The organism is Caulobacter sp. (assembly GCF_049283275.1).
GTDB lineage: Bacteria > Pseudomonadota > Alphaproteobacteria > Caulobacterales > Caulobacteraceae > Caulobacter.
The window spans coordinates 25,838-49,952 of the sequence record NZ_JBAPVS010000296.1; the positions used below are offsets into that span (position 1 = coordinate 25,838).

At 67.2% G+C, this 24,115-nt stretch carries 22 protein-coding genes; 12 read left to right on the forward strand and 10 right to left on the reverse strand.

From position 1 onward, the window contains the following. The first annotated feature begins 6 nt into the window (after nt 1-6). The 4 genes from WAL33_RS16845 (at nt 7) to rsmA (ending at nt 5,896) form a co-directional block, all read left to right on the forward strand. Nucleotides 7-2,469 carry an LPS-assembly protein LptD gene (locus tag WAL33_RS16845; protein WP_422182677.1) on the forward strand — a complete coding sequence of 821 codons (2,463 nt, stop codon included), beginning with the start codon at nt 7-9 and terminating at the stop codon, nt 2,467-2,469. A 75-nt stretch (nt 2,470-2,544) separates the two neighbouring features. Then, a complete protein-coding gene (locus WAL33_RS16850) occupies nt 2,545-3,882 on the forward strand; it encodes a peptidylprolyl isomerase (protein ID WP_422182678.1) in 1,338 nt (445 codons plus the stop codon). After that, nucleotides 3,879-4,895 carry a 4-hydroxythreonine-4-phosphate dehydrogenase PdxA gene (pdxA, locus tag WAL33_RS16855; protein WP_422182679.1) on the forward strand — a complete coding sequence of 339 codons (1,017 nt, stop codon included), beginning with the start codon at nt 3,879-3,881 and terminating at the stop codon, nt 4,893-4,895. The genes WAL33_RS16850 and pdxA overlap by 4 nt, the downstream gene beginning before the upstream one ends. A gap of 173 nt (nt 4,896-5,068) precedes the next feature. Beyond that, entirely contained in the window at nt 5,069-5,896 is an 828-nt protein-coding gene (gene rsmA / locus WAL33_RS16860; RefSeq protein ID WP_422182680.1) for a 16S rRNA (adenine(1518)-N(6)/adenine(1519)-N(6))-dimethyltransferase RsmA, read from the forward strand. 40 nt (nt 5,897-5,936) lie between these two features. Here rsmA and WAL33_RS16865 read toward each other — a convergent pair whose 3' ends face one another. The 9 genes from WAL33_RS16865 to WAL33_RS16905 all read right to left on the reverse strand — a co-directional run bounded on the left by WAL33_RS16865 (nt 5,937) and on the right by WAL33_RS16905 (nt 14,843). Next, a complete protein-coding gene (locus WAL33_RS16865) occupies nt 5,937-7,643 on the reverse strand; it encodes a methyl-accepting chemotaxis protein (RefSeq protein WP_422182681.1) in 1,707 nt (568 codons plus the stop codon). Between the two features lie 261 nt (nt 7,644-7,904). Further along, nucleotides 7,905-8,549, reverse strand: a complete 645-nt coding sequence (gene gmk / locus WAL33_RS16870) for a guanylate kinase (protein WP_422182682.1) — start codon at nt 8,547-8,549, stop codon at nt 7,905-7,907. Continuing rightward, nucleotides 8,539-9,420 (reverse strand): YicC/YloC family endoribonuclease, encoded by an 882-nt coding sequence (locus WAL33_RS16875; RefSeq protein ID WP_422182683.1) that lies wholly within the window; start codon nt 9,418-9,420, stop codon nt 8,539-8,541. Before WAL33_RS16875 ends, gmk begins: the two co-directional genes overlap by 11 nt. Before the next feature lie 19 nt (nt 9,421-9,439). Then, complete coding sequence (gene mltG, locus WAL33_RS16880; protein WP_422182684.1) at nt 9,440-10,441, reverse strand: endolytic transglycosylase MltG; 1,002 nt, start codon at nt 10,439-10,441, stop codon at nt 9,440-9,442. Nucleotides 10,442-10,560: 119 nt separating this feature from the next. Then, nucleotides 10,561-11,841, reverse strand: coding sequence for a beta-ketoacyl-ACP synthase II (fabF, locus tag WAL33_RS16885; RefSeq protein ID WP_422182685.1), 1,281 nt, complete (start codon nt 11,839-11,841; stop codon nt 10,561-10,563). Nucleotides 11,842-12,026: 185 nt separating this feature from the next. Next, complete coding sequence (locus WAL33_RS16890) at nt 12,027-12,266, reverse strand: acyl carrier protein (RefSeq protein WP_007672577.1); 240 nt, start codon at nt 12,264-12,266, stop codon at nt 12,027-12,029. Between the two features lie 188 nt (nt 12,267-12,454). Beyond that, nucleotides 12,455-13,195 (reverse strand): 3-oxoacyl-[acyl-carrier-protein] reductase, encoded by a 741-nt coding sequence (fabG, locus tag WAL33_RS16895; RefSeq protein WP_422182686.1) that lies wholly within the window; start codon nt 13,193-13,195, stop codon nt 12,455-12,457. A 141-nt stretch (nt 13,196-13,336) separates the two neighbouring features. Next, complete coding sequence (fabD, locus tag WAL33_RS16900; RefSeq protein ID WP_422182687.1) at nt 13,337-14,281, reverse strand: ACP S-malonyltransferase; 945 nt, start codon at nt 14,279-14,281, stop codon at nt 13,337-13,339. An 82-nt stretch (nt 14,282-14,363) separates the two neighbouring features. After that, entirely contained in the window at nt 14,364-14,843 is a 480-nt protein-coding gene (locus WAL33_RS16905; protein WP_422182688.1) for a group II truncated hemoglobin, read from the reverse strand. A 123-nt stretch (nt 14,844-14,966) separates the two neighbouring features. Here WAL33_RS16905 and WAL33_RS16910 point away from each other — a divergent pair, with 123 nt between their 5' ends. Beyond that, the gene (locus WAL33_RS16910) at nt 14,967-15,509 is read left to right on the forward strand and encodes a peroxiredoxin (RefSeq protein ID WP_422182689.1); all 543 of its coding nucleotides are present in this window, start codon (nt 14,967-14,969) and stop codon (nt 15,507-15,509) included. A gap of 68 nt (nt 15,510-15,577) precedes the next feature. Here WAL33_RS16910 and WAL33_RS16915 read toward each other — a convergent pair whose 3' ends face one another. Then, entirely contained in the window at nt 15,578-16,234 is a 657-nt protein-coding gene (locus WAL33_RS16915) for a hypothetical protein (protein ID WP_422182690.1), read from the reverse strand. Between the two features lie 309 nt (nt 16,235-16,543). On the opposite strand from WAL33_RS16915, the gene rpsF reads away from it, so the two are divergent. The 7 genes from rpsF to alr all read left to right on the forward strand — a co-directional run bounded on the left by rpsF (nt 16,544) and on the right by alr (nt 24,060). Next, a complete protein-coding gene (gene rpsF, locus WAL33_RS16920) occupies nt 16,544-16,924 on the forward strand; it encodes a 30S ribosomal protein S6 (RefSeq protein WP_012286543.1) in 381 nt (126 codons plus the stop codon). A gap of 15 nt (nt 16,925-16,939) precedes the next feature. After that, nucleotides 16,940-17,218, forward strand: a complete 279-nt coding sequence (gene rpsR, locus WAL33_RS16925; protein ID WP_019848089.1) for a 30S ribosomal protein S18 — start codon at nt 16,940-16,942, stop codon at nt 17,216-17,218. A 13-nt stretch (nt 17,219-17,231) separates the two neighbouring features. Next, nucleotides 17,232-17,816, forward strand: a complete 585-nt coding sequence (gene rplI, locus WAL33_RS16930; RefSeq protein ID WP_422182691.1) for a 50S ribosomal protein L9 — start codon at nt 17,232-17,234, stop codon at nt 17,814-17,816. A 200-nt stretch (nt 17,817-18,016) separates the two neighbouring features. After that, on the forward strand, nt 18,017-20,455 hold the full coding sequence (locus WAL33_RS16935) for a TonB-dependent receptor plug domain-containing protein (RefSeq protein ID WP_422182692.1): 2,439 nt from the start codon (nt 18,017-18,019) through the stop codon (nt 20,453-20,455). Nucleotides 20,456-20,625: 170 nt separating this feature from the next. Next, the gene (locus WAL33_RS16940; protein ID WP_422182693.1) at nt 20,626-22,152 is read left to right on the forward strand and encodes a replicative DNA helicase; all 1,527 of its coding nucleotides are present in this window, start codon (nt 20,626-20,628) and stop codon (nt 22,150-22,152) included. A gap of 77 nt (nt 22,153-22,229) precedes the next feature. Then, nucleotides 22,230-22,925: a MarC family protein gene (locus WAL33_RS16945; RefSeq protein WP_422182694.1), complete on the forward strand. Its 696-nt coding sequence runs from the start codon at nt 22,230-22,232 to the stop codon at nt 22,923-22,925. A 55-nt stretch (nt 22,926-22,980) separates the two neighbouring features. Further along, nucleotides 22,981-24,060: an alanine racemase gene (gene alr / locus WAL33_RS16950; protein WP_422182695.1), complete on the forward strand. Its 1,080-nt coding sequence runs from the start codon at nt 22,981-22,983 to the stop codon at nt 24,058-24,060. Nucleotides 24,061-24,115 lie beyond the last annotated feature (55 nt).

A 24,115-nucleotide genomic window follows, 5' to 3' on the forward strand; every position in this document is an offset into this window, starting at 1 on the left:
TCGTTGATGTTGGAGCTTCGCTGGGGGGCGACAGAAAAGGGCCGCGCGGTCCTGCTGGCTGGAGCGGCTTGGCTCGCCCTGGCCGGCTCGGCGCAGGCTCAGCAACCGCTCGCCACGATCCCGGCCGCTCCTGCGCCGCCCGGGGCGCCGGTCAATACGGCCGACGACGCGGGCTATTATCTTGAGTCCGACCTTCTGATCCGCGACGACGTCAATCAGACGATGACCGCCCGCGGGAGCGTGGAGGCTCACTATCAGGGCCGCACCCTGCGGGCCGATGAGGTGGTTTACGACACCAAGACCGACGTGGTCACCGCCCACGGTCACGTCACCCTGATCAATGAAGACGGCACCGCCGAATTCGCCGACGACATGACCATGGACAAGGACCTGAAAGCCGGCTTCGCCCGCGGCTTTTCGGCCCGTCTGGATCAGAACATCAAGATCGCCGCCGACAGCGCCGTGCGCCGCAACGAGCGGATCACCGAGCTGAACAGAGCCGTCTACACCCCTTGCGAGGTGTGCGCCGAAAAGCCCAAGCCGACCTGGAGCATCCAGGCCGACAAGGTCGTTCAGGACAAGAACAAGCACCTGATCTACTACCACGGCGCGACGATCCGCGTTCGGGGCGCGCCCCTGTTCTACATGCCGATCTTCTGGCATCCGGATCCGCAAGCCGAACGCGGCTCCGGGTTTCTGGCCCCCAAGATCGCCATCTCCGACAAGCGCGGCCTCGTCTACCAGCAACCCTATTTGTTCGTGCTTTCGCCGTCTCAGGATCTGGTGGTGGCGCCTCAGTTCCACACGAAGGTCAATCCCTTTCTGAACGCGACGTACCGCAAGCGCTTCTATTCGGGATACGTCGAGGCGCGGGTCGGGGGCACCTATGAAAAGGATTTCGACAACAACGGCGACCGGTTCGGCGAGGCCACGGCCAAGAGCTACATTCTAGCCAGGGGCCTCTTCGATATCGACGACAAGTGGAAATGGGGCTTTACCGCCGAGCGGGCCTCGGACGCGCTGATCTTCGATGACTATGACGTCAGCGGCGTCTACGCGCAGCGCGGCCAATTCTCGGCGGAAGACCATCGTCTGATGTCGCAGGTTTACGCGACTAGGCAATCGGACCGGTCCTACTTCTCGGCCTCGATGATCTCAATACAGGGCCTGCGCGTCGTGCAGGTCGATCCCGGCACCGGCCTGGCCAACAAGTTCGAGAACAGCGGCGCCTTCCCGCTGATCGGGCCGCTGGTCGAGGCGCGGTGGGAGCCGGAATCCCAAGTCCTTGGCGGTCGACTTCGCGTTCAGGGCTCCGGTGTCGTGCTTGGCCGCTCGGAGTCCCAGTTCGGCGAGCCGCCCTACGGCTTTGGCGCCTATAGCGAATACAAGGGCCAGAGCGGCGTGGATTCCGCCCGCGGAACGGTCCAGGGGGACTGGCGGACCAGCATGATCCTGGGGCCGGGCCTGCGCGTCGAACCCTTCGTTCAAGCGCGGGGCGACGCTTATCGGGTGAACGATGTTTTCCTGGCAACGGGCGCTCTGGCCGCTGGGGACAACGGTAACCTGAACTACTCACGCGGACTTGGCGTGGCTGGGTTTGATCTGAGCATGCCGATGTTCAAGCCGCTGAAGAATGGCGGCAGCATCGTGCTCGAGCCGTTGGTTCAAATCGCCTCGGGATCGGATAGCTCGCGGGTGCCTATCGTGGTCGCCCGCGGCCCCGCCACGCCCGAGCATCCCGAGGGTGCGCCGATCTATTTCAACGAAGACAGCACCAGCTTCGATCTCGACGAAACCAACCTGTTCGACGTCAACAAGTCGCCAGGCTTCGACCTTTATGAAGGCGGCACGCGGATGAACGTCGGCGGCCGCGCCACGGTGAAGTTAGCGGACGGACGCAGCGCCAGCGTCTTGGTGGGCCGGAGCCTGCGTACAAAGGTCGATCCCCTGCTGCCGACCCGCGCGGGCCTGGACCAAAAGGCCTCGGACTGGAATGTGGCGGCCACAGCCGTCCCGATCCGCGGAGTCGGCGCCTTCATGCGCGCCCGTTTCGACGACAAGACCAGCAAGCTCAACCGGTTGGAGGCGGGCATTGATGCCTCGATCTCTCGCGGCTACGGCAGCGTGCGTTATCTGAAGGACAACATGGACACTTCGGGTTTCCGCCAGGAAAATCTCGACTTCGGGGGCGACTACAAGATCAACAAAAACTGGGGCGTCACCGCGCTGGGGCGGCTGGCCTATCAGGACGCCCGCGCCTTGGGCCGTCCGGTCAGCGACAGCCAGTGGTCCTGGACTCGGCAGGATCTGGGCGTTTACTATACCGACGACTGCGTTCGACTGGATGTCATCTACCAGAACGAGGATCGTTATACCCAGACCGAGACCGGCCTGAGGCTGAGGTCCGATAAGTCCATAGTGCTGCGCCTAACGCTCGCCACATTGGGCGACACACTGTACACCGATTAGAATGTCATCGCGTCGGGGGACGCGCGGTTAAACGCGCGCCTTCCTTTGGACGCGTCTAGAGGAACGACAATACCGATGCGGTCTGCGCGTAGCGTGACAATACTGGCGGCCAGCGCCGCCTCCATCCTCGCCTTGACCGTGGTGGGCCTCGGTTTGCCGACCCAAGCTCAGGAAGCCTCCCCCGCGAAGGCTCCGCCGGTTGCCGCGCCCGTCAATCCGCTGTCCGAAAGCGTCGCGGCGGTCGTCAATGACGACATCATCTCCAGCTACGACCTGATGCAGCGCATGCGCCTGCTGATGGTGACGTCGGGCATGCAGCCGACCCAGGAGAACCTGCCTCAGCTTGAGCAGGAAGCCCTGCGTTCGCTGATCGACGAGCACGTCCAGATGCAAGAACTGCGTCGGGTCGAAAAGGATCAGAAGACCACGATCATCTCCACCGACAAGGAGGTCGAGGAGCAGATCCAGGACATCGCTCGCGGCAATAACATGACCGGCGAGCAGTTGACCCAGTCGCTGGCGGCTCAGGGCGTCGGCATCGACACCTGGAAGGCGCAGATTCGCGCCGACAGCAGCTGGCAAGCCTGGATCAGCGGCCGCTACGGCTCGCGCCTGCGGATCGGCGACGACCAGATCAAGGCCTTTGAACGCCGCCAGAGCGAAGCCGCCAGCAAGCCACAGTACCAGGTCAGCGAAGTGTTCATTGACGCCTCGCGCGTCGGGGGCATGGAAATCGCCGAGAACGGCGCCAAGCAGCTGATCACCCAGATGCAGCAGGGCGCGCCCTTCCCGGCCGTCGCCCGCCAGTTCTCGGCCTCGCCGACCGCGGCCAACGGCGGTGACGCCGGTTGGATCGGCCCCGGCGAAATGCCGCCCCAGGTCGACGCCGCGCTCGAACAGCTGCGTCCCGGCCAGCTCTCGGCCCCCATACCGGTGCGCGACGGCGTCTACATCATCTATCTGCGCGAGAAGCGCTCGGGGGCCAAGACGGCCCTGGTCGACCTCAAGCAGATCGCCGTGGCCCTGCCCAAGGACGCCCCCCAACCGCAAGTCGACGCCGCCGCCAAGCTGTTGGCCGAGCTGAAGCCCAAGATCACCAGCTGCGAGACCCTCGAGGCCACGGCCGGCAAGGTCGACGGCGTGGTGGCCGGTGACCTGGGCGAGGCCGAGATCACCGACCTGGCTCCGGCCTTCCAGGAGGCCGCCAACAGCCTCAAGGTCGGCCAGATCTCGGATCCGATCCGCACCGACGCCGGCCTGCATCTGATCGCCGTCTGCGGAAAGCGCCAGTCGGGCGCCCAGGCGCCGACCCGCGATCAGATCGAAAATCGCCTGCGCGGCCAACAGCTTGCGCTGATCTCCAAACGCTATCTGCGAGACCTGCGCAACTCGGCGACCATCGAGACCCGGTGAAGACCACGGCTCTCGCCCTGAGCGCAGGCGATCCCGCCGGCATCGGGCCGGAGATCATCGCCAAGGCCTGGTCGGTCCTGCGCGCCGAGGGGCCGACGTTCATGGTGGTGGGCGACGCTCAGCTGCTGGCCTCGGCCGGCGGCGGGGTGAAGGTCCGCACCGTCACGGGGCCGGTCGAGGCGATCAAGGTGTTCGGCGAGGCCTTGCCCGTCCTCGACATCCCGCTGCAGGCGCCCGTGGTGTCCGGCAAGCCCTCCAGCGCCCACGCCGCCCAAGTGATCCGCTGGATCGAGACCGGGGCGGGCCTGGCCCTGTCGGGCGCCGTGGCCGGCCTGGTCACCGCCCCGATCGCCAAGGCGCCGCTCTACGACGCCGGCTTCGCCTTTCCCGGCCACACCGAGTTCCTGGCCGAACTGACCCATGTGGGCGAGCGTCAGCCGCCGCACGGTCCGATCATGATGCTGGCGGCCCGCGACCTGCGCGCCGCCCTGGTGACCATCCACACGCCGCTTTCAGCCGTTCCCTCGGCCTTGTCCATCGAAGCGATCGTCAATGCCGGCCTGGTCACGGCCGAGGCCTTGCGCAAGGACTTCGGCATCGCTGTCCCGCGCCTGGCGGTGGCCGCCCTGAACCCGCACGCCGGCGAAGGCGGCGCCCTGGGCGGCGAGGAAGCGGCGATCATCGAGCCCGCCGTCCGCGCTCTTCGCGCCGCCCTGAGTGATTGGGGCGTCGAGGTCAGGGGCCCCTCCCCCGCCGACAGCCTGTTCCACGCCGAGGCTCGCGCCACCTACGACGCGGTGCTGTGCATGTATCACGACCAGGCCCTGATCCCGGTCAAGATGCTCGACTTCTGGGCCGGGGTGAACGTCACCCTGGGCCTGCCGATCGTGCGCACCTCGCCCGACCATGGTACGGGTTTCGACATCGCCGGTCGGGGCCTGGCCCGGGCCGACAGCCTGATCGCCGCCATCCGCCTGGCGGCCGAGATCGCCGACCGCCGCGCCATTGCCTGAACGATTCAGGCCTAATTTTAAACGACGGTGAACCGCCCCCGTCCTTCGACAGGCTCAGGATGAGGGCTAAGGCGAAGGCCGTTCAGTTGAGATCCTCATCCTGAGCTTGTCGCCCAGACAGTTTTAGGGGACGGGGATTACGGTCCAAGACCTGCGAACCAGAGCATTTTGACATGACGTCGCCCACCCTCGCCGACCTGCCGCCGCTTCGCGAGGTTCTCGCCGAGCATGACCTGCTGGCCAACAAGAGCTTCGGCCAGCACTTCCTGCTGGACCTGAACATCACCCGCAAGATCGCCCGCCTGGCTCAGGTCGGCGACGGCGACGTGGTGATCGAGGTCGGTCCCGGCCCCGGCGGTCTGACCCGGGCGCTGCTGGAGACTGGCGCGCGGGTCGTGGCGGTCGAGATGGACAAGCGTTTCATCCCGCTGCTGGAAGACCTGTCCGTCGCCGCCGACGGCCGACTTGAGATCGTCCAGGGCGACGCCCTGAAGGTCGACATGGCCGCCATCGCCGGCGGTCCGGCCCACATGGTCAGCAACCTGCCCTACAATGTCGGCACGCCGTTGCTGATCAACTGGCTGACCGGCCCCTTCCGGCCGCTGTCGATGACCCTGATGTTCCAGAAGGAGGTCGCCGACCGCATCGCCGCCGATGTCGACGACGACGCCTATGGCCGCCTGGCCGTGGTCTCCCAGACCGTCTGCAGCGCCAAGGTGGTGATGGACCTGCCGGCCCGCGCCTTCACCCCGCCGCCCAAGGTGGCCTCGGCCGTGGTGCGTCTGGTCCCGTTGGAGCCCGCGCCCGACAAGGCGATGGTCGCGGCCCTGGAGAAGGTCACCGCCGCCGCCTTCGGCCAACGCCGCAAGATGCTGCGCTCCAGCCTCAAGGGCCTGGGCGGCGGCGCGCTGTGCGAGAAGGCCGGGATCAATCCGGATGCGCGGGCGGAAACCATCGACGTGGCGGGATTTCAGGCGCTGGCGCGGGCGATAATGGGCTGAAACGCCGCAGACCGCCCCGCGCGAAGGCTGGATGAAGGAGTTAGCCGACCCGCTGCAAAGCACGCGCGGGCTCCGCCCGTCTTGAGGTCGCCGTGCGAGCGCCGTCTTTCACCGTGAAGCGTGACACGACGGCCGTGAGGTCCGACGCCTCCCCGGTCAGGGCATGGCTGGCGGCGGTGGCTTCCTCGACCATGGCGGCGTTTTGCTGCACCACCTGGTCCATCTGGTTGATGGCGACGTTGACCTCCACGAGACCCGTGGACTGCTCCTGGGCCGAGACGGTGATCTCGGCGACCAAGGCGTCGATCTCGGCGACCTTGCCGACGATGGATTCAAGCGCCTTGCCCGTTTCGCCGACGAGGCCCACGCCGCGACCGACCTCTTGGGACGACGCCGAGATCAGCGTCTTGATCTCCTTGGCCGCGTCCGCGGAGCGTTGGGCCAGGGCCCGCACTTCCTGGGCGACGACCGCGAAGCCTCGGCCCGCATCACCCGCTCTGGCCGCCTCGACGCCGGCGTTGAGCGCCAGAAGGTTGGTTTGGAAAGCGATCTCGTCGATCACCCCGATGATCTGGGTGATCTGCCGCGAAGACGCCTCGATGCGCGCCATGGCCTCGACCGCCTGGGCCACGACCTGCCCCGAATGCTCCGCCTCCTCCCGGGTCAACGACACCGCCGCGTTTGTTTCCCTGGCGCTTTGGGCCGAGCGCTTGACCGTGGCGGTGATCTCGTCGAGCGCCGCGGCGGTCTCTTCCAGACTGGCGGCCTGGTGTTCCGTGCGACGCGACAGGTCCTCCGAAGCCCTTGCGATATCATCCACGCCGGCGTGGATCGCCGAGGCCCCTTCCGAGACCTGGGCCAAGGCCGCGTGCAGGGCCTCGGCCGCGGCGTTGAAATCAATGCGCAGCTGATCCAGCGACGGCATCAACGCCTGTTCGACACGCGCCGTCAGATCTCCCCGGGCAAGCCGGGCCAGGGCCGCGCCAACGAAGGCGACGTTGCTCATCCGGGACGTAAGGTCGGTCGCGAACTTGATGATCTTGGTGACCTTGCCATTGGCGTCAAAGATTGGATTGTAGGACGCCTCCAGCCAGACTTCCCGACCGTCCTTGCCGAGGCGGCGAAACTCGTCGGCCAGGAATTCGCCCTTTCGCAGCCGCTCCCAGAACGTCGCGTAGGCGGCGCTCGCCGCATAGGCCGGCTCGGCGAGGATGCGGTGATGGTGGCCGACCAACTCCGGGCGGCTATAGCCCGTGACCTTCTGAAAATTGTCGTTGGCCTCGAGGATCACGCCGTCCAGGTCGAACTCGATCACCGCCTGCGAGCGGAAAATCGCCTGCAGGATGCTGGCGTCCTCGGCGGCCTTGACCTTGGCCTTGGTGATGTCCAGCGCCAGCTTGACGACCTTGACCACCTTGCCGCCGGCGCCGAGCACCGGCGTGTAGGAGGCCTGCAGCCAGACCTCCCGACCACCCTTGCCGAGGCGCTTATATTCACCGGAGTCGAATTGGCCGGCGCCCAGTTGAAACCAGAAATCCTTATAGGCTTGGCCCTGCACGTCGACGGGGTCGGCGAACAGGCTGTGAGGCTGGCCTTGAATCTCCGCCAGGCTGTAGCCCATGGTCTGGCAGAACAACGGATTGGCCGTGTTGATCTTGCCGCTCGGGTCGAATTCGATGATCGCGAAGGATTGTTTCAGAGCGTCGAGCGTCGCACCCGCATCATTCGACCACGGAAAGATCGCCATTTTCGTCCCTCATCCCTGACGCGGCGAGCCACTTGCGCGCCGTCATCGAGCGCCGCCAAGGCCCCGCACCCTTCACAGGACGCCTGAAGCCTTAACAAGCACCGCCGCAAAGGCGGGGATGCGACGGATAGCGCTCCCAAAGCGTCAGCGGCACGATGTCGCAAGGGCGTGGCGGGGCGCGGAAAGCACCAGCGTTCCCTCAGGGGGGCGCCAGCAGGGTCGCGATGTTCGACGACGACCGTCGTGCCTGATGAGGCGCCCCTAGATCTCTTCCTTCAGCAGATCCCCCACCAGGTTGCCGATCCACGGGTTGCGCGTCCGCTTCTGGCGTTCGGCGTGGTAGATATGGGCCAGGTCGGAATAGGCCTTGTCGAAGTCGTCGTTGAGGATGACGTAGTCGAACTGCTCCCAGGCGGCGACCTCGTCCTTGGCGCGGGCCAGACGGCGGTGGATGACCTCTTCGCTGTCCTGGCTGCGCGCGTGCAGGCGGCGGCTCATCTCGGCCAGGGACGGCGGCAGGACGTAGATCAGCACCGAGTCCTCGGGCAGCTGGGCGTGGACCTTCATCGCGCCCTGGAAGTCGATGTCGAACAGCACGCTCTCGCCGCGGTCCAGCGCCTCCATGATCGGCCCGCGCGGGCTGCCATAGTGGTTGCCGTAGACCTCGGCCCATTCCAGGAAGGCCTGGTCCTGGATCATGGTCTGGAACTTGTCGTCGCTGACGAAATGATAGTCGCGGCCGTCGTGCTCGCCCGGGCGCGGCTCGCGGGTGGTGGCGCTGATCGACAGGTGCAGGTCGTTGTGGTCTGCGACCAGGCGGCGGGTCAGCGAGGTCTTGCCGACGCCGGACGGCGCCACGACCATCAGCAGCAGGCCGCGCGTGCGTCCATGCGGATTATTCGACATTCTGAACCTGTTCTCGGAATTGCTCGATCGTGGCCTTCAGATCCAGGCCGTGGGTGGTCAGCGCCGTCAGCGCCGACTTGCTGCAAAGGGTGTTGGCCTCGCGCATGAACTCTTGGCTGAGGAAGTCCAGGCGACGGCCGGCGGCCGCGTCGGCGGCCAGCAGGGCCCGCGCCGCGTCCACGTGGCTGGCCAGGCGGTCCAGCTCCTCGCGCACATCGGCCTTCACGGCCATGGCGGCGGCTTCCTGGACGATGCGGTCCTCTGAGGCGGCCTCGCCGATCAGTTCGGTCAGCTTGCGCGCGTAGCGGTCCTTCAGCACGGCCGGCTGGCCGGCGGCTTCCTGCGAGGCCAGGACGGTCAGGGTCTCGATCCGGTCGACGGCGCCCGCCAGGATCGGAGCCAGGGCCGCGCCCTCCTCCAGCCGCGCCGCCTTCAGCCCGTCCAGGGCCTGGGCGATCGTGGCGGCCATGGCGGCCTCGACCTCGGCGCGGTCCTCGGCGGCCTCGTCCTCCTCGCGGGCGTCGATCACGCCGCGCAGGGCCAACAGGCCATCCAGGGTGGGCTTGGCGACCATGCCGGTGGCGACATAGGGGCCGCCGGCCTTCAGATAGCGCTCCAGCACCTCGACATTGACCTGGGTCGCCACCAAGGTCTCGACTCGCTTGGCCTGCAGGTTGACGGTCAGCTGGCCGCGCTGGAAGCGGGTCTGGGCGCCGTCGCGGGCCGCGCGGTCCAGGCTTTCGAAGCCCGGCGGACCGCGAAAGCGGGTCTCCAGGTTGCGGCCGTTGACGCTGCGCGCCTCAACCGCCCACGCCCAGGCCCCGTGCGAGCCCTCGACGCGGGCGAAGCCGGTCATGCCTGACAGCGCCATCCTAGCCTCCCCATCCCCTCTAAAGACTTGGCGGGGTCTTGGACGTCACGGGGGCCGCCGCTTTCGCACGTTCCACCTGCCGCCACCGGGCGACATTGCGCTCGTGCTCTTCATAGGTCGAGGCGAAGACATGGCCGCCGGTGCCGTCGGCGACGAAATAGAGGTCGTCGCTCTTGATCGGATTGAGCACGGCCTCCAGGGCCGCCCTGCCCGGATTGGCGATCGGGGTCGGCGGCAGACCGTCGATCAGATAGGTGTTGTATGGCGTCTGGCGCTGCAGTTCCGACTGCAGGATGCCTCGGCCCAGCGGCCGCCCGCGGGTCAGGCCGTAGATGATCGTCGGGTCGCTGCCCAGGCGGACGCCCTGGCGCAGGCGGTTGATGAACACCGCCGCCACGTGCGGACGCTCGCTGGCTAGGCCGGTTTCCTTCTCGACGATCGAGGCCAGGGTCACGGCCTGGTCCTTGGTCTCGAACGGGAGACCCGGCTGGCGCGTCGCCCACAGCGCGTCGAGCAGGGCGTCACGGTCGTCCATCATCCGCTGCAGCACCGCCGCGCGGTCTTCGCCGCGCTGGACCTGGTAGGTCTCGGGCAGGATCGAGCCCTCGGGCGGGGTCGGAACGGTGCCGGTCAGCTCGGGGGCCCGCATCAGGATGTCGACCACCATCTCCGAGGTCAGGCCCTCGGCGATCGTCACCTTGTGGCGGACGATCTTGCCGTCGCGGATCTTGATCAACACCTGGCGAAGCGAGGCGTGCGACGGAAACTCGTACTCACCGGCCTTCAGCTTGCGCGCCGCGCCGGTCGTCTGGGCGGCGGTCAGGAACAGGGAGGACGAGCGGATCACCCCGGCCTGCTCCAGGGTGGAGGCGATCTCGGGCAGGCTGGCCCCGCGTCGCAGGACCACGGTGGTGACCTCGCCCGACCGCGCGGCCGGCCCTGGGCCCTGATAGACCCACACCGCGCACAGCACGACCACCAAGGCCACTAGGCCCAGAACGGTCAGCAGGCCCGCGCCCATGGCCGCGATGCGGCGGCCGATGGGAGCCGATTCCCGTCGGCGCGGGCCGGCCCGGCGAGGAGCCCCCGTTTTCGAGGTCCGCCGTTGGGACCCATTCCTGGTCGGAGAGGGCTTGCGGCTCACGAGACTTTGCGGAACACGACGGAGGCGTTGGTGCCGCCGAAGCCGAAGCTGTTGGACACCGCCACGTCGATCTTGTGCGGCACGGCCTTGTTCGGCGCCAGGTTCATGGCGACGTTCACGTCCGGATTGTCCAGGTTGATGGTCGGCGGCGCGATCTGGTCGCGGATCGCCAGGATCGAGAAGATCGCCTCGATCGCACCGGCCGCGCCCAGCAGGTGGCCGGTCATCGATTTGGTCGACGACATCACCACGTTCTTGGCGTGATCGCCCAGGAAACGCTCGACGGCCCCGGCTTCGATGCCGTCGGCCATGGTCGAGGTGCCGTGGGCGTTGACGTAGTCGATGTCCGAGGGCTGCAGGCCCGCGTCCTTCACGGCCGCCGACAGGGCCCGGAAGCCGCCGTCGCCGTCTTCCGACGGGGCGGTGATGTGATAGGCGTCGCCCGACAAGCCGTAGCCGATGACCTCGGCGTAGATCTTGGCGCCGCGCGCCTTGGCGTGTTCGTACTCTTCCAGCACCAGGGCGCCGGCGCCCTCGCCCATCACGAAGCCGTCGCGGTCCTTGTCATAGGGCCGCGAGGCCTTTTCCGGGGTTTCGTTCCAGTCGGTGGAGACGGCCCGGCAGGCGATGAAGCCGGCCATGCCGACCTTGCAGACGGCCGCTTCCGCGCCGCCCGCGACCATCACGTCGGCGTCGCCGTACTTGATCAGCCGGGTGGCGTCGCCGATGGCGTGTGCGCCGGTGGCGCAGGCGGTGACCACGGCGTGGTTGGGGCCCTTGAAGCCGTAGCGGATCGAAACCTGGCCCGAGATGAGGTTGATCAGGGCCGAGGAGATGAAGAACGGGCTGACCCGGCGCGGACCCTTGGCCTCCAGTTCGAGCGCCGTGTCGGCGATCGTCGAAAGACCGCCGATGCCCGAGCCGAGAATCACCCCGGTCCGGTACCTGTCTTCTTCAGTTTCCGGGACCCAGCCCGAATCCTTCACCGCTTCGTCCGCGGCGGCGATGCCGTACAGGATGAAGTCGTCGACGCGCTTCTGGTCGCGCGGGCTCATGGTCAGGTCGGGGTTGAACGCGCCTTCGACATCCGGACCGCCGCCGCCACGACCGTCGACGCGCGGCACTTCGCAGGCCACCTGACAGGCGTATTCGGTCGGGTCGAAGGCCGAGATCCTGTTCGCGCCGGACTTGCCGGCCAGGATGTTCTTCCAGGTGATATCGACGCCCTGCCCCAGAGGGGTCAGGAGGCCAAGCCCGGTGACGACGACTCTACGCATGGATCACTCCTAACCTTCGCATCGCGGACATATGGGGATGCTGGACCCATTCGGTGTCCTGCTGTCGCCCCCATCTGCGCCGCGAATCTCGGCCACATACGAAAACCGCCGCGCGCACGATGGCAAGAGCCCGTGCGACGCGGCGGTTGATAGTCCTGTTCGCGGAAATACGCGAACCCGACGCCTTAGGCGCCGGTCTTTTCCGTGATGAACTTCACGGCGTCACCGACGGTCTGGATGTGCTCGGCGGCGTCATCCGGAATTTCGATGTCGAATTCTTCTTCGAACGCCATGACCAGCTCGACGTTGTCGAGGCTGTCGGCGCCGAGGTCGTCGATGAAGCTGGCCTTTTCAGTGACCTTTTCCGGATCGGCGTCCAGGTGCTCGATGACGATCTTACGCACGCGCTCGAGAATGTCGGACATTCTGTTAGTCCCTCGTTTTGAATCTTGCAGTTCCGCGGACGGCTCGGACGAACCTGCACCCCCCACGGCAATTGTCGGGCCACCGCCTATCACGTTCTTTTTCGAGTGACTAGCGGCACGTCTTCTTAGAAATCAGGGCTTTCGTCTTTCCAAGCAGAAAGGCGAAGGGCCTAGGAAAAGGCGACCCCTCAGATCATGGCCATGCCGCCGTTGACGTGCAAGGTCTGACCCGTGACGTAGCCGCCCTGATCACTGGCCAGGTAAACGCACGCTGCGGCGATATCGCTCCCCTCGCCCAGGCGACCGGCCGGGATTGTCGACAGGATGCCCGCCTTCTGCTGCTCGTTCAGGGCGTCGGTCATCGGGCTGGCGATAAAGCCGGGAGCCACGCAGTTCACCGTCACGTTACGGCTGGCCAGCTCCTGGGCCAGGGCCTTGGAGAAGCCGATCATGCCGGCCTTGGAGGCGGCGTAGTTGGTCTGGCCCGGATTGCCCGTGACCCCGACGATCGAGGTGATGCCGATGATCCGGCCTGACCGGCGCTTCATCATGCCCTTGGCGGCGGCGCGCGACAGACGGAAATAGCTTTCCAGGTTCACCTTGATCACGGTGTCCCAGTCCTCGTCCTTCATGCGGACGATCAGGCCGTCGCGGGTGATGCCGGCATTGGCGATCACGATGTCCAGCGGCGCGCCGGCGGCCTCCTCGGCCTTGGCGACCAGGCCGTCGACCTGTTCGGCGTCCGACAGATTCGCGGCCACGTACGAGACGCGCTCGCCGAACTGGGCGGCCAACTCGGACAGGGCTGATTCGCGGGTGCCCGAGAGCACGACATGGGCGCCCTGCGCGTGCAGGGCCTTGGCGATGGCCCCGCCGATGCCGCCCGTGGCGCCGGTGACGAGGGCGGTCTTGCCGGTGAGATCGAACATGTTGGTTTCTCCGTCCGGAGGATAGTGGGTGAAACCCTCGTCCTTCGACAGGCTCAGGATGAGGGTTTCAAATGAACCGCCGCGTCAGTCGTCCTCATCCTGAGCTTGTCGAAGGACGAGGACGCCACCACGGCGTTGAAGCTAAAGCGACTTGGCGAAGGCTTCGAGGTCGGCCGGGCCGTTCAGGGGAACGGCCTCGGCGTCCGGGGCGATCCGCTTGGCCATGCCGGACAGCACCTTGCCCGCGCCGGCCTCGGCGAAGCGGGTGACGCCGCCTTCATTGGCCAGCCAGGTCATGCTTTCGCGCCAGCGGACGCGGCCGGTGACCTGCTCGACCAGCAGCTTGCGGATGACGTCTGGATCATGGACCGGCGCGGCGGTGACATTGGCCACCAGCGGGGCGCGCGGAGAGATGATCGTGGTCTTGGCCAGCGCTTCGGCCATCTCGTCGGCGGCCGGCTGCATCAGCGGGCAGTGGAAGGGCGCGGAGACGTTTAGCGGAATGGCCCGCGCGCCCAGCTCCTTGGCCTTTTCAATGGCTTTGTCGACGGCGGCCTTGGCGCCGGAGATCACCACATTGCCGTTGTTGTTGTCGTTGGCCACGACGCAGACGCCGACTTCCGAGCCGGCCGCGGCGGCCGCTTCGGCCAGGGCCAGGTCGGTCTTGGGTCCGATCAGCGAGGCCATGGCGCCCTCGCCGACCGGCACGGCGCGCTGCATGGCCTGGCCGCGCAGCTTCAGCAGGCGGGCGGTGTCGGCCAGGGTGATCGCGCCGGCGGCGGCCAGGGCGCTGTATTCGCCCAGGCTGTGGCCGGCCACGAAGGCGGCCCGGTCGATCCCGACGCCGAATTCCTTTTCCAGCACCCGGGTCACGGCCAGGCTGACGGCCATCAGGGCCGGCTGGGCGTTCTCGGTCAGGGTCAGGTCGCCTTCGGGACCCTCGACCATCAGCTTGAACAGCTTCTGGCCCAGGGCGTCGTCGATCTCCTGGAAGACCTCGCGGGCGGCGGCGAAGGCCTGGGCGAGATCACCGCCCATGCCGACCGTCTGGCTGCCCTGTCCCGGGAAAATGAAAGCGATGCTCATGGAAGCTCGCGCCTCTTTCTAAAGATTAGCTTCTCAAAGATTCTGGCGCGGAGGGTTAGGCCATCGAACGCGGGGCGGCAAGTCAGCCCTGCCAGGGTCCGCCCGGCGGTCCCCAGCCCCAGACCGGCATCGGCGGATCGTCGACGGGAGCCTCGACGCCGGGCGCGGAGTTGATCACCGCCAGGCGCGTGCCCCACTCCAGATAGCCGACGAAGGCGGCGCGGAACTCGGGATCGGCCGGCAAACCCACCGCGTCGGCGGTGTCCAGCATCAGCGACACCCAGGCCCGGCGCTGCTGTTCGGTCAGATGTCGCCCCAAGTGGTGGCCGATCATCGAAGCGTGGCCGCCGCTGGCCTCGCTATAGGCCTGGGGGCCGCCGAACACCTCGGTGACGAAGGCGGCCACGTGCTCGGCGTGGCGCGGATTCATGCCGGCGAACACCGGGGCCAGAACCGGATCGTTCGGCACGGCGGCGTAGAACGCCTCGAACAGCGCCCGGAAGCGTTCGGGCCCGCCCGCCCAGGTCGCCAGGGTGGGGATTTCCGTCTCGCCGAGCGCCATGTCCGCCTCCCGTTTACGCCTTTGGTCTTAAGGGCGCAGGTTGACGTTTGGAAGGTCGAGGAATGGCGTTATTGAATTGATGACGCACTTGGCTGCGCCCCCGTCTTCCCCTGGAGCCTACGCATGCAACGCCTGCTTATCGGTCTCGTTCTGAGCGCCGCCCTGATGGCCGCCTCTCCCGCCCTGGCCGCCCTGAAGGTCGGCGACAAGGCGCCCGACTTCACCGCCCCCGCCGCCCTGGCCGGCAAGGACTTTTCCTTCACCCTGTCCCAGGCGCTGAAGAAGGGTCCGGTGGTGCTGTACTTCTTCCCCGCCGCCTACACCTCGGGCTGCACGGCCGAGGCCCACGAATTCGCCGAGGCCACGCCCGAGTTCGAGAAGTTGGGCGCGACGGTGATCGGCGTCACCGGCGGCAATGTCGACCGCATCAAGGACTTCTCCAAGGAGCACTGCCGCGACAAGTTCGCGGTGGCCGCCGCCAACCCCGCCTTGATCAAGAGCTACGACGTCAACCTGCCGCTGAAGGACAACATGTCCAACCGCACCTCCTACGTCATCGCTCCCAGCGGCAAGATCCTGCTGACCTACAGCAACCTGAACTTCCAGGGCCACGTCACCAGCACCATGGACGCGGTGAAAGCCTACAAGGCCGGAAAGCTGAAATAAGTCCGGTTTCGGCCCGTCGGCGCGCGCGGATCATCGGTTCGCGCGCGGCTTCGCAAGCCGCCTGACGCCTACCAGGTGGTGCGGACCAGCTTGACCATCAGCCGGCCGTCCTGGACCCGCTCGTCGGCGGCGCGCAGGCTGACGGTGAACTCGGCGGGGAGATCGAAGGGCCGGGTCAGGCTGATGTCGACGCCCTCCTGGCCCATCGTGCCGCCGCCCAGGGCGATCGAGGCGACCGGACGGCCGTCCAGCGTCAGCTCGGACCGGACATTGGCCCGGGTCACCGGCCCGACGCCGCGCACATAGACCGGCTGAGTGGCGTTCATGTCCATCGACAGCCGCACATAGTTGGCCTTGGGCAGCAGCCCGAAACCGAACGAGCGAGCCAGAGACGAGCGGATCGCCGCCTCGCGGGCGTTCCAGGACGCGCCGACCCCGACCGCGCGATTGGCGGCGGCGTGCTCGTTGGGCTTCTGGTTCAGGTTCAGTTCGAAATTATAGGTCGGATCGTCGATGGCTCCGGCCACCTTGGCGGTGAAGATCGCCTTCTGGGCGTCGCTGGACAGGTCCAGCGTCTGGGCCGCCGAGTAGCCCTGGAAATGGCCGTCCGAAGCCCACACCGACAGGTCGGGCTTGCGAATGATCTCGCCGGCCGTCGCCTGGGCGGCGAAGACGGTGGTCGCGGCGGTCGCCACGATCAGGGATGCAATGGTTCGAAACCCCATGAACGCCCGATAGCACAAGCCTTTGCGCGTCCAAAGGACCTGATCGCCAAATTTGTGTGACAAGTGTTCGCCGGCCGGTTTCCGAGCGGTCCGCGGACGCGCGGCGCCGCTGCGCGGATCGGGCCAGGCGAAACCGCAGGGTTTCCTTGCCTTCTCGCGGCCTTTCGGCTATTAGCGCGCCCTCTCACGGATGGCGGTCTTGCACGCAGCCCTTTGGGTCGGGATTTCCCGCTCGGCATGCAGGATCCATCGTGATCGACGGACTTCCGCCGTCGTTCGCGCCGCCTTCCAAGCCGGAAGAAGGAAAACATGGCGTTCTACGAACACGTGGTCATCGCGCGGCAGGACATCTCGCCGCAACAGGCCGAAGCTCTGAACGAGCAACTCAAGGCCCTCCTGGAAGAAAATGGCGGTCACATCGCCAAGATCGAATACTGGGGCCTGCGTAACCTCACCTATCGCATCAAGAAGAACCGCAAGGGCCACTACTCCCTGCTCGCCATCGACGCTCCGGCCGCGGCCGTGAAGGAGATGGAACGTCAGCTGCTGATCAATGAAGACGTGCTGCGCTTCATGACCATCCGCGTCGAAGAGCTGGACCTGGAACTGTCGCCGGTTCTGGCCCGTCGCGATCGCGAACGTGGCGAGCGCAGCGAGCGCCCGCGCGACGACTTCGCGCCGGCCGCGTAAGGGAGAAGAGAGATCATGACCGATACCACTGCTCCCGAAGCCGGCGCTCCCGCCGCCGGTGCTGGCGGCGCCCGCCGCCCGTTCTTCCGTCGCCGCAAGGTGTGCCCGTTCTCGGGCGCCAACGCGCCGAAGATCGACTACAAGGACGTGAAGCTGCTGCAGCGTTACGTTTCCGAACGCGGCAAGATCGTGCCGTCGCGCATCACCGCGGTGTCGGCCAAGAAGCAACGCGAACTGGCCAAGGCCATCAAGCGCGCCCGCTTCCTGGCTCTGCTCCCCTACGTCGTGAAGTAAGGGAGACACCACGATGAAAGTCATTCTGCTCGAACGCGTCGAAGGCACCGGCGTCCTCGGCGACGTGGTCACGGTGAAGGACGGCTTCGCCCGTAACTTCCTGCTGCCGCGTCACAAGGCCCTGCGCGCCAACTCGACCAACCTGAAGACCTTCGAAGCTCAGCGCGCTGAGATCGAAGCTCGCAACGTCAAGAACCGCGAAGCTGCCGGCAAGTCGGGCGAAGGCCTGGACGGCAAGCAGTACGTGATGATCCGTCAAGCCGGCGAAAGCGGCCAGCTGTACGGTTCGGTCGCGGGCCGCGACGTCGCCGACGCCATCAAGGCCGAAGGCGGCAAGGTCGACCGCTCGATGATCGTGCTGGATAAGCCGATCAAGACGCTGGGCGTCCACGAAGTGAAGGTGAAGCTGCACGCCGAAGTGACCGTCACGGTCACTCTCAACATCGCGCGCAGCCAAGACGAAGCCGATCGCCAAGCGCGCGGCGAAAACGTCATCGCTTCTCAGTTCGAAGAAGATCGCGCCGCTGACGCCGAAGCTGCCCAAGACATGGCCGCGGGCGGCGCCGGTTCGTTCGAAGGCGATCACTACGAAGCCTAATCCGGCTTAGTAGCGTCTAGAAAAACTGGAAAAGCGGCGCGGAGAAATCCGCGCCGTTTTTTTCTGCGCATCCGTCAAGAATTGCTCAGCTTGTGGGCGAACGCACGCATCCCCATCCTCTAGCTAAGGGGGAGACGGGCTCCTCCGCTTCCGGACAAAAAGGCCTAAAGCCGCTGGAAGCCATGCGAGGGGATTTCGCGATGCGTTTCAAAAGTTTTCTGCTGACCGCCACGTCGTTGGCGGCCATCGCCGGCGCCGCCCAAGCCCAGGACGCGCCATCCGCCGATGACGCCAACGCCGTCGAGCAGGTGGTCGTCACCGGCACCCGCACCACCGGCCGCTCGCGCCTCGACACCTTGGCGCCGGTCGACGTCGTGACCGCCAAGTCCCTGCAGCAGCGCGGCGCCACCGACATCTCGACCGCCCTGGCCGCGACCGTGCCCTCGATCAACTTCCCGCGCCCGTCCAACACCGACGGCACCGACGCCATCCGCCCCGTCGTGCTGCGCGGCATGGGTCCCGACCAAACCCTGGTGCTGGTCAACGGCGCGCGCCGGCACACCTCGGCCCTGATCAATGTCAACGGCTCGGTCGGCCGCGGCTCGGCCGCCGTCGACCTGAACGCCATCCCCAGCAGCGCCATCGACCGGATCGAGGTGCTGCGCGACGGCGCCTCGGCGCAGTACGGCTCGGACGCCATCGCCGGCGTCGTCAACCTGCGCCTGCGCGAAGCCGACCACGGCGGCGGCGTGACCGTCACCTACGGCCAGTATGTCACCAGCTTCGACGGCTACTACGGCGGCAAGAACGACATCAGCGACGGCGCCGCGGCCACGGTGGCGGCCTGGCAGGGGTTCAAGCTGGGCTCCGACGGTTTCCTGACCGTCTCGGCCCAGTATCGCGATCTGGACCCGACCAATCGCGCCGACAACGACCCCCGTGTCACGCCGAGCCGCATCACCGGCCGCACCGGCGATCCCAAGACCGAGGACGTCTCGATCTATCTGAACGCCGCCAAGCCTCTGGCCGCCGGCTGGGAGGCCTATGGCTGGTACGGCTATCAGCAGCGCGACGCCAATTCGGCCGCCAGCTTCCGCCTGCCGGGCGACGCCAGCCAGAATATCCCGTCGGTCTATCCCAACGGCTACCTGCCGCTGCTGACCACCGACACCGAGGACGTCACCGCCGCCGCCGGCCTGCGCGGCGAACTGGGCGGCTTCAAGATCGACACCAACCTGGTCTATGGCAGGAACGACATCGACTTCGGCGTCGAGAACACGCTGAACCCGTCCTACGGCCCGACCTCGCCGCACAGCTTCAAGGCCGGCGGCCTCACCTATGACCAGTTGGTCTTCGGCCTGGACGCCAGCCGCGAGGTCGAGGTCGGCCTGGCCGGTCCGCTGAACGTCGCCTTCGGCCTGGAAGCCCGTCGCGAGGGCTTCCAGATCAACGCCGGCGAGGAGGCCTCCTATGCGCGCGGCACGGTCTCGCCCACCCTGGCCTTTGGCTCGCGCGGCTTCACCGGATTCGCGCCCAGCAACGCCGTCGACGAGGATCGCCACGCGGTCGGCGTCTATGTCGACCTGGAAGGCAAGGTCACCGAGGGCCTGACCGTCGGCGTCGCCGGCCGCTACGAGGACTATTCGGACTTCGGCACCAGCACGACCGGCAAGTTCACCGCCCGCTACGACTTCAGCCCGTCGTTCGCCCTGCGCGGCGGCGTCTCCACCGGTTTCCGCGCCCCCAGCCTGCAGCAGCAGTACTACACCGCCACCTCGATCACCTACGTGGCACAGCCCGACGGTTCGGGCGGCACGGTGCTGGTGCCGTTCGAGTCCGGCACCTATCCGTCGATCAGCCCGGTGGGCCTGGCCTTGGGCGGCAAGCCGCTGAAGGCCGAGAAATCGACCAACTACTCGCTGGGCGCGGTCTATCGCAAAGGCGCGTTCGAGCTGACGATCGACGGCTACCAGATCGACGTCGAGGACCGCATCGTGCTGTCGGAGCTGTTCTCCAACGCGGCCGGCGCCTCCAACCCCAACGCCGCCCAGATCGGCGCCCTGCTGGCCCCCTACGGCACGACGGCCGCGCGGTTCTTCATCAACGGCGTCGACACCTCGACCAAGGGCGTGGACATCGTGGCCCGCTACCGGATCAACGACGAGCAGGCCGGCGTGTTCGACCTGACCCTGGCGGCCAACGTCAACGACTTTAGCGTCGACAAGACGCCGGTCACCACAACCCTGGCCACGCCGCAGTCTCTGTTCGCCCGCCAGGCCACTCTGCGCTTCGAGAAGGGCACGCCGCGCGAGAAGGTCACCCTGCAGGGCGACTGGAGCAAGGACCAGTGGGGCGCGACCCTGCGCTCGACCTTCTATGGCGACGTCCTGGCGCCGGGCACGGCCAATGACGGCAGCACCGACTGGAAGACCGGGGTCAGCGGCCTGATCGACGCCGAGGCCCGCTACACCTTCCCGATCGGCCTGACCGTATCAGCGGGCGCGGACAACCTGTTCGACCAGTACACCAACCAGATCCCGCCGAACCTCAACACCAGCGGCGCGGGACCGTTCTCGAACTTCTCGCCCTACGGCTTCAATGGGCGCTTCCTCTACACCCGCCTGAGCTACAGCTGGTAAGCCTCTGAGCGGCTTGAACTAAGCGAAGGAAGGGCGCGGCGAGCGATCGTCGCGCCCTTGCCATGACCGTTTCTGTCGTAATCGGATGCTACAGAACATACACAAAACATCCCCGTTCATCTGAGCTGCGACCGGTCGCTCCCAACGGCTGTTCGCGTTAACTTCCGCCGATGTCTCTCGTGCCTGCTCTAGACCTCCGCCCACCCTCGCCGATGGGCGACGTCGTCGTCTCCGTCGCGCCTCACAACCTGGAAGCCGAACAGGCGTTGCTGGGCGTGCTGCTGTACGACAACGCCGCCTATGAACGCCTGACCGACAGCCTGCAGGGCCGCCACTTCTACGAGCCCTTCCACGCGCGCCTGTTCAGTGCGATCGAGACCCATATCCGCAAGGGTCAGTTGGCCGAGCCGATCCTGCTGGCCGACGAGTTCAAGCACGATGCGGCCTTCGAGGAACTGGGCGGCCTGCGCTACCTGGCCGATCTGGTCGACCGCGCCCCGCCCGCCGCCAATGTCGGCGACTACGCGCGCGCCGTATTCGACCTGGCCCTGCGCCGCGACCTGATCCGCATCGGCGGCCAGATCGCCTCGACCGCCCACGGCGGAGTCGACAAGGACGACGTCAAGCTGCCGGCCCGCGACCAGATCGAACAGGCCGAGCAGCAACTTTACACCCTGGCCGAAAGCGGCGCGGCCAGCTCCGGCTTCGTCAGCTTCGGCGACGCCCTGCGCGGCGCGGTCGAGATGACCGCCGAGGCCTACAGCCGCGACGGCGGCATGTCGGGCCTGGCCAGCGACCTGATCGATCTGGACACCAAGATCGGCGGCCTGCACCCCTCCGACCTGATCGTGCTGGCCGGCCGCCCGTCGATGGGCAAGACGGCGCTGGCCACCAACATCGCCTTCAACGTCGCCAAGAAATACGCCTGGGAGCCCCAGCCCGACGGCAGCAAGAAGACCGTCAGCGGCGGCGTCGTGGCCTTCTTCTCACTGGAAATGAGCGCCGAGCAGCTGGCCCTGCGTATGCTGGCCGACGCCTCGGGCGTGTCGGGCGACAAGCTCCGCAAGGGCGAGATCGACGCCAGCGAGTTCGGCCGGGTGCGCGACGCGGCCATCGAGCTGCAGGAAGCCCCGCTTTATATCGACGCCACCGGCGGCATCTCGATCGCCAAGCTGACCGCCCGGGCCCGCCGTCTGAAGCGTCAGGTCGGCCTGGATCTGGTGGTCGTCGACTATCTGCAGCTGGTCACCGGCTCGGATCTGGGCTCCAACGCCAACCGCGTGCAGGAAGTCTCGCAGATCACCATGGGCCTGAAGGCCCTGGCCAAGGAACTGGCCTGCCCGGTCATCGCCCTGTCGCAGCTGTCGCGTCAGGTCGAGCAGCGCGAGGACAAGCGTCCCCAGCTGTCCGACCTTCGCGAATCCGGCTCGATCGAGCAGGACGCCGACATGGTCTGGTTCGTGTATCGCGAAAGCTATTATGTCGGCCGCGCCGAGCCGCGCGAGGGCACGCCCGAGCACCTGCAATGGCAGGAGGACATGGACCGCCTGCAGGGTCTGGCCGAGGTGATCATCGCCAAGCAGCGTCACGGCCCCATCGGCACCGTGCGCCTGTCGTTCAACAGCGACACCACCCGCTTCGGCAACCTGGCCCGCGACCACTATTTCCACCAGATGCGCAGCGGCAGCGAGGAATAGGCCCTTCATCGCCCCAGCGCGTTTGACGCGGACGGGCGGTCTCGGCCACGGTGTCAGCTCGCAAACGAGGCCGCCCGATGGATTTCACTCCCCTGCCGACCTCGACGGTGGTCGGCGCCTTCCTGCTGGCCTTCCCGGCTCTGTTCTCGATCGTCAATCCGGTCGGCGCCTCGCTGATCTTCCATCAGGTTCTGGCCGATCGCACGCCGCGGGAGCGCCACAGGCTGGCCTTCCGCATCGCCACCTACGCCCTGGCCATTCTGCTGGGGTCGCTGCTGCTGGGCGGCTACATCCTGAATTTCTTCGGCGTCAGCCTTGGCGCGCTTCGCGTGGCCGGCGGCCTGGTGGTGGCGATCCGCGCCTGGGGTCTGCTGATGCAGCCGGAAGCCCATGAGGACCGCAAGAGCGACGCCGCCTCACCGGCCGAGCGAAAGACCGACGACATCGCCTTCTTCCCGCTGACCATGCCGTTCACGACCGGCCCCGGTTCGATCGCCGTCGCGATCGCCCTGTCGTCGCAGCGGCCGGCCGGCGGTCACACCGTTCTCCCCTTCTTCCTCGGAACCAGCCTGGCCGCGGTGGCCGTCGCCCTTATGATCTGGGGTCTCTACCGCGCCTCGGACCGGGTCATGGCCCTGCTCGGCGTGTCGGGCGCGCGGGTCATGTCGCGGCTGGTCGCTTTCCTGCTGCTGTGCATCGGCGTGCAGATCCTGGCGAGCGGCGTCGAGAGCCTGGCGGCCGACTTCCTGGCGCGGGTCGGGTCCCTGAACTGAAACATCTCGGGATCCGCACTGGCTTTGCGCGGCGCGCTCGGCTACGCCCTGCGCCGTGACCGAAGCCAGCCTCCTCACCCTCGATCTGGACGCCCTGGCGTCCAACCACGCCGTGCTGAAGGCCGCCGCCGGCGGGGCCGAGATCGCACCGGCCGTGAAGGCCGACGGCTATGGCCTGGGCGCGGCCCTGGCGGCCGGACGGCTGTGGGACGAAGGCGCGCGCGGCTTCTATGTCGCCCGCCTGTCGGAAGGCTTGGCCCTCCGTCGGGCCCTGGGCGATCGCGCCGCCACGATCTACCTGCTGGACGGCGTCACGCCCGGCTCGGCCCCGGCGATCGAGGCGGCCGGCCTGACCCCGGTGCTCAACAGCCTGCCGCAGATCGAGGCCTGGAACAGCCACGCGCGCGGCCGCACCCTGGACGCGGCCCTGCACATCGACACCGGCATGAACCGGCTGGGCCTGCGTCCCGAGGAAGCCGTGGTCCTGACCGGGGCCATGGACCGGCTGAAATTCCTCAACATCACCCTGGTGATCAGCCACCTGGCCTGCGCCAGCGAGCCTGATCACCCGCTCAACGCCCGTCAGCTGGCCCGCTTCACCGAGGCCGCCGCCCTGTTTCCAAACGCTCGCCGCAGCCTGGCCAATTCGGGCGGGATCTTCCTGGGCGCCGACTACCACTTCGACCAGTGCCGGCCAGGCATCAGCCTCTATGGCGGCGGTCCGCGCGACGTGGCCGACCCGAGGATCAAGGCCGTGGCGACTCTGGAGGTCCCGATCCTCCAGGCCAGGGTCGTGCCGCGCGGCGAGAGCATCGGCTACGGCGCGGCCTTCACGGCCAAGGACACCACCCGCGTCGCCATCCTGGCGGCCGGCTATGCCGACGGCGTGCCGCGCGCCGCCCATCCGCGTGGATCGGTGTGGTTCGACGGCGCCCTGCGGCCGATGCTTGGCCGGGTGTCGATGGACCTGATCGCCGTGGACATCACCGACTGCGACGCCGCCCGCCCCGGCGCGATGATGCAGATCATCGGCCCCGACCTGCCCGTCGACGACGCGGCGGCGGCGGCTGGGACCACGGCCTATGAGCTGCTGACCCGCATCGCGCCGCGGGCGCGGCGCATCGTGAAGGGCTGACCCGCCCACGTCCGCCTTTGGCGCACCCGCGCGCCACTGTACGCTCCAGTCACTC

Coding starts and splice junctions, on each gene's coding strand:
- WAL33_RS16845 (WP_422182677.1), top strand. CDS start 7: ATGTTGGAGCTTCGCTGGGGGGCGACAGAAAAGGGCCGCGCGGTCCTG.
- WAL33_RS16940 (WP_422182693.1), top strand. CDS start 20,626: ATGTCTCTCGTGCCTGCTCTAGACCTCCGCCCACCCTCGCCGATGGGC.
- rpsR (WP_019848089.1), top strand. CDS start 16,940: ATGACCGATACCACTGCTCCCGAAGCCGGCGCTCCCGCCGCCGGTGCT.
- WAL33_RS16890 (WP_007672577.1), bottom strand. CDS start 12,266: ATGTCCGACATTCTCGAGCGCGTGCGTAAGATCGTCATCGAGCACCTG.
- WAL33_RS16875 (WP_422182683.1), bottom strand. CDS start 9,420: ATGGCGCTGTCAGGCATGACCGGCTTCGCCCGCGTCGAGGGCTCGCAC.
- rpsF (WP_012286543.1), top strand. CDS start 16,544: ATGGCGTTCTACGAACACGTGGTCATCGCGCGGCAGGACATCTCGCCG.
- WAL33_RS16935 (WP_422182692.1), top strand. CDS start 18,017: ATGCGTTTCAAAAGTTTTCTGCTGACCGCCACGTCGTTGGCGGCCATC.
- WAL33_RS16850 (WP_422182678.1), top strand. CDS start 2,545: ATGCGGTCTGCGCGTAGCGTGACAATACTGGCGGCCAGCGCCGCCTCC.
- WAL33_RS16915 (WP_422182690.1), bottom strand. CDS start 16,234: ATGGGGTTTCGAACCATTGCATCCCTGATCGTGGCGACCGCCGCGACC.
- fabG (WP_422182686.1), bottom strand. CDS start 13,195: ATGTTCGATCTCACCGGCAAGACCGCCCTCGTCACCGGCGCCACGGGC.
- WAL33_RS16865 (WP_422182681.1), bottom strand. CDS start 7,643: ATGGCGATCTTTCCGTGGTCGAATGATGCGGGTGCGACGCTCGACGCT.
- rsmA (WP_422182680.1), top strand. CDS start 5,069: ATGACGTCGCCCACCCTCGCCGACCTGCCGCCGCTTCGCGAGGTTCTC.
- WAL33_RS16910 (WP_422182689.1), top strand. CDS start 14,967: ATGCAACGCCTGCTTATCGGTCTCGTTCTGAGCGCCGCCCTGATGGCC.
- WAL33_RS16905 (WP_422182688.1), bottom strand. CDS start 14,843: ATGGCGCTCGGCGAGACGGAAATCCCCACCCTGGCGACCTGGGCGGGC.
- fabD (WP_422182687.1), bottom strand. CDS start 14,281: ATGAGCATCGCTTTCATTTTCCCGGGACAGGGCAGCCAGACGGTCGGC.
- fabF (WP_422182685.1), bottom strand. CDS start 11,841: ATGCGTAGAGTCGTCGTCACCGGGCTTGGCCTCCTGACCCCTCTGGGG.
- rplI (WP_422182691.1), top strand. CDS start 17,232: ATGAAAGTCATTCTGCTCGAACGCGTCGAAGGCACCGGCGTCCTCGGC.
- gmk (WP_422182682.1), bottom strand. CDS start 8,549: ATGTCGAATAATCCGCATGGACGCACGCGCGGCCTGCTGCTGATGGTC.
- WAL33_RS16945 (WP_422182694.1), top strand. CDS start 22,230: ATGGATTTCACTCCCCTGCCGACCTCGACGGTGGTCGGCGCCTTCCTG.
- mltG (WP_422182684.1), bottom strand. CDS start 10,441: ATGGGCGCGGGCCTGCTGACCGTTCTGGGCCTAGTGGCCTTGGTGGTC.